Raw genomic sequence first — 3,193 nt, 5'->3', positions numbered from 1 at the left:
GGATGCTGGAACGAGGATTATAACTGCCAAGACTGCTTTGTTCTTTCCGAAAGCAGCGCCGAAAATGAGAACGAGTGCACGGTGTTCTTCGATAACGATTTGGAAGAATTGGAACCCGTCGACGAGTTGATCGATCCGGACGGGTTGAACATTCTCTATCAGCGAGTTTCTTTTTCGATTCCGTGCCCGGGATTCACCCCATTCTTTGTTCAAGGCAGTGAGCCGCCGGAGGAAGTGACGACTTATCTAAAAGAGACTTATACACGAAGCAAGGTTTCCGGATGCACCGACCCTACGGACGGCCTTTTCGGAAGGACGACAACGACTTATGCGGTGGCGAGTCGGGAGAGATGTGTGGCAGAAGAGGGATGGACCCATTATGCGCCTAGCAATACCGATCTAGTCGATTCGGATCAGGAGCCACTACACACGTGGTCGATTCGGGAATTTGAGGATGGCGACAACACGGTAAAGTTTCGTTACGATACTGAATTGAGTGAAGCCTACAGCACGGATGATTTTATTCGAGATGCCAGTGATATGATGCCGGATTTTCAGGTGGGATTTTCACAGGTCGGCAACTCTGTGAGTGCGGTGGGAATTGGTTTGACGGCCGATAGTTATGAGGGCTGGATTAGTTACAGTAAAGTCCGCTTTAAATTCGAGTGGGGCGGTGATGTTGATGAGAGCGAGAAAACTCCGAAGACCTATCATATTCTTTTCCAGCCGCAGGATGATCCGGACACCGAGGATGTGGACGAAAGTGAGGATATTGAAATTCTTTCCGAAGTAATCGAGTGGGATGGGTCGTCAGGGACGGTGTTTGAGCTCGATCCCGAGGTGCTGAAGCCGGATATGGAAGGCACGTTTTTGTTACTTGAGGCGAGGTTCGAGACTTTTGACGACGATGAATCTCGGGAGATTGGAGGAAGCCGTTCACCAAACTGGAAAGTGCACAAACTGAATCTTGACACCAAGCAGGATGAAGAAACTCATTACGAAGGCTATGAGAAATGCGTAGCGCATATCTGGAGTAATCAACCGCTGAACCTTGCCAAGTATCTCAGTGGCTATGAGAGTAATCAGGAAGCTTTTGAGAATCCTGATGTTCTTAACTGGCGAGTGGACGGGCAGCTTCAAGATAGCTATCTCTTGAACCTTGAAACCAACGCTCCAAACGAAAATCGAGTGAAACGCTATAATATTGAGGTTGTTCTCAAAGGAAGTAGCGAGCCGATTGACCAGCTTGTTGTTTCGGTGGTTCCACCAGAGACCTTGACGAACTTTGATCAATGGTTGGTCGACAACCAAGACCTTGATTGGCTCGATACTCTGCCTGCGGTCTACTCGCATGTGCTTCTCGATGCGAATTTGGATGCGATTAATCCGGAGCCTTCGTCTTTGCCGTGTAATAATTGGAAAGACAATAAGCCCTTTAGTATGTTTTTTGATATGAACGCAGATACCTTTTATCATCCTGATGCAGATTATGAGATCCGCTCAGAGGAAACTTCGGAAGGTCATGGACATCAGGCGTGTTACAATGAGGCTGGTCTGCTGATCCGATCGGGTGTTAGTGCGGGAACTGCCGATCGATCATTTTATGGCGACATCAGCGGCTCAGACAGCCATGTGAATTTGGACGCAATTCCTTTTGTCTGGGCGGTCCAACTAGATGGAACTCCGGCACAGGGAGAAGACGGTATTTTTCCTGACTATAGCCGTATGGACAATCCGATTATGCATGAAGGCAGATCTGTCGGAGAATATATTGAGTTGCGTCCGCCAATTGCGAATGATCGAGCTGAACTTATTTCGGGGGACTGTCCATGAAAAAATTTTCTTTAATAATTAGTTTTGCGCTTTTCTGTGGGCTTTTGTGTCTGCTTTTTCTATGGCAAAACAAGCAAGAAGTGGATGCAGAGGTTCATGAACAAACCTATGATGCATCGGTCGACGGAAAACGAGAAATGATCCAAGCGATAGTTGCAGAAGGAGATAGCAATGATGAATCTTCACAGGGGAGGGTAGAAACAATTGAGGGTTCGACTCAAACGCCTTGGGAGAAAGGAAATTTACCAGAACGGCTGCAGGTTGCCGACCTAGACATCCCTTTGGTTTTTGAAGGTCAGGTTACTGAGGAGTTAAAGCAAGTTATATTGGCTGATATTCACATGCTTTATAACGCAGGGGTAACTTACGAGAAATATGATTGGAGTGGGCGTCCAGATAATCCAGTTTTTGACTTTTCTGGTAAGCGCTATGTGTCCTCCGAAACGATCAACTTAAGAGCCAGCCAAGTCCCAAATATCGTTCACGAAAAACTGGGTCGTATGATTCAAGTGGAGGGGATCGATAATATTGTCGTGTCAGCGGAATTAATCTCTGCTTATCAAGAAGCTTGGGATTTTAGGAAGGCTAATCCGAAGAAATACGAATCTTTAGTTTCGTTCATCGCTTGGGTAAATACGGCACCAATGGAAGATTTAAAGGCGAAAAATCCCTACTGGCTTTTTGGCTACGATGGAATTTCCGATGCCTATCCAGAAAGAGCCGAAGAGCTTAAAGAAAGCCTTTTGCCGAAGGAGCGCGAAGACCTTCAGGTCAGTTATCCCAGTATATTGGAGTTTACCTACATCGATAGTGAAGTTCTGAAGAATGAGGGAGCTGAGGAACAATTGCCTGTCGGTGTAACTCTCGCGGATGGCAAATATATCGATAATAACGGAGTGCCTTACCAGCAAGCCCTTTTCCTTTATGACGGAGAAAAATGGCATATCGCGTTCGCACCTGCGGGGACCTGATTGGATGCTGGAACGAGGATTATAACTGCCAAGACTGCTTTGTTCTTTCCGAAAGCAGCGCCGAAAATGAGAACGAGTGCACGGTGTTCTTCGATAACGATTTGGAAGAATTGGAACCCGTCGACGAGTTGATCGATCCGGACGGGTTGAACATTCTCTATCAGCGAGTTTCTTTTTCGATTCCGTGCCCGGGATTCACCCCATTCTTTGTTCAAGGCAGTGAGCCGCCGGAGGAAGTGACGACTTATCTAAAAGAGACTTATACACGAAGCAAGGTTTCCGGATGCACCGACCCTACGGACGGCCTTTTCGGAAGGACGACAACGACTTATGCGGTGGCGAGTCGGGAGAGATGTGTGGCAGAAGAGGGATGGACCCATTATGCGCCT

General features: G+C 47.2%; 3 protein-coding genes. All 3 read left to right on the top strand.

Annotated features, from left to right (window positions below):
- The coding region (locus H5P30_RS03060; protein ID WP_185691495.1) for a hypothetical protein at positions 1-1,833 on the top strand (1,833 nt) is incomplete at its 5' end.
- Complete coding sequence (locus tag H5P30_RS03055) at positions 1,830-2,804, top strand: hypothetical protein (protein WP_185691494.1); 975 nt, start codon at positions 1,830-1,832, stop codon at positions 2,802-2,804. The genes H5P30_RS03060 and H5P30_RS03055, both read left to right, overlap by 4 nt.
- A partial coding sequence (locus H5P30_RS03050; RefSeq protein WP_185691493.1) for a hypothetical protein occupies positions 2,771-3,193 on the top strand: 423 nt, incomplete at its 3' end. The genes H5P30_RS03055 and H5P30_RS03050, both read left to right, overlap by 34 nt.

This window comes from Puniceicoccus vermicola, assembly GCF_014230055.1.
Taxonomy (GTDB): domain Bacteria; phylum Verrucomicrobiota; class Verrucomicrobiia; order Opitutales; family Puniceicoccaceae; genus Puniceicoccus; species Puniceicoccus vermicola.
Note: the sequence above shows the minus strand (reverse complement) of the source record. Positions and strands in the feature narration are given on the sequence as shown.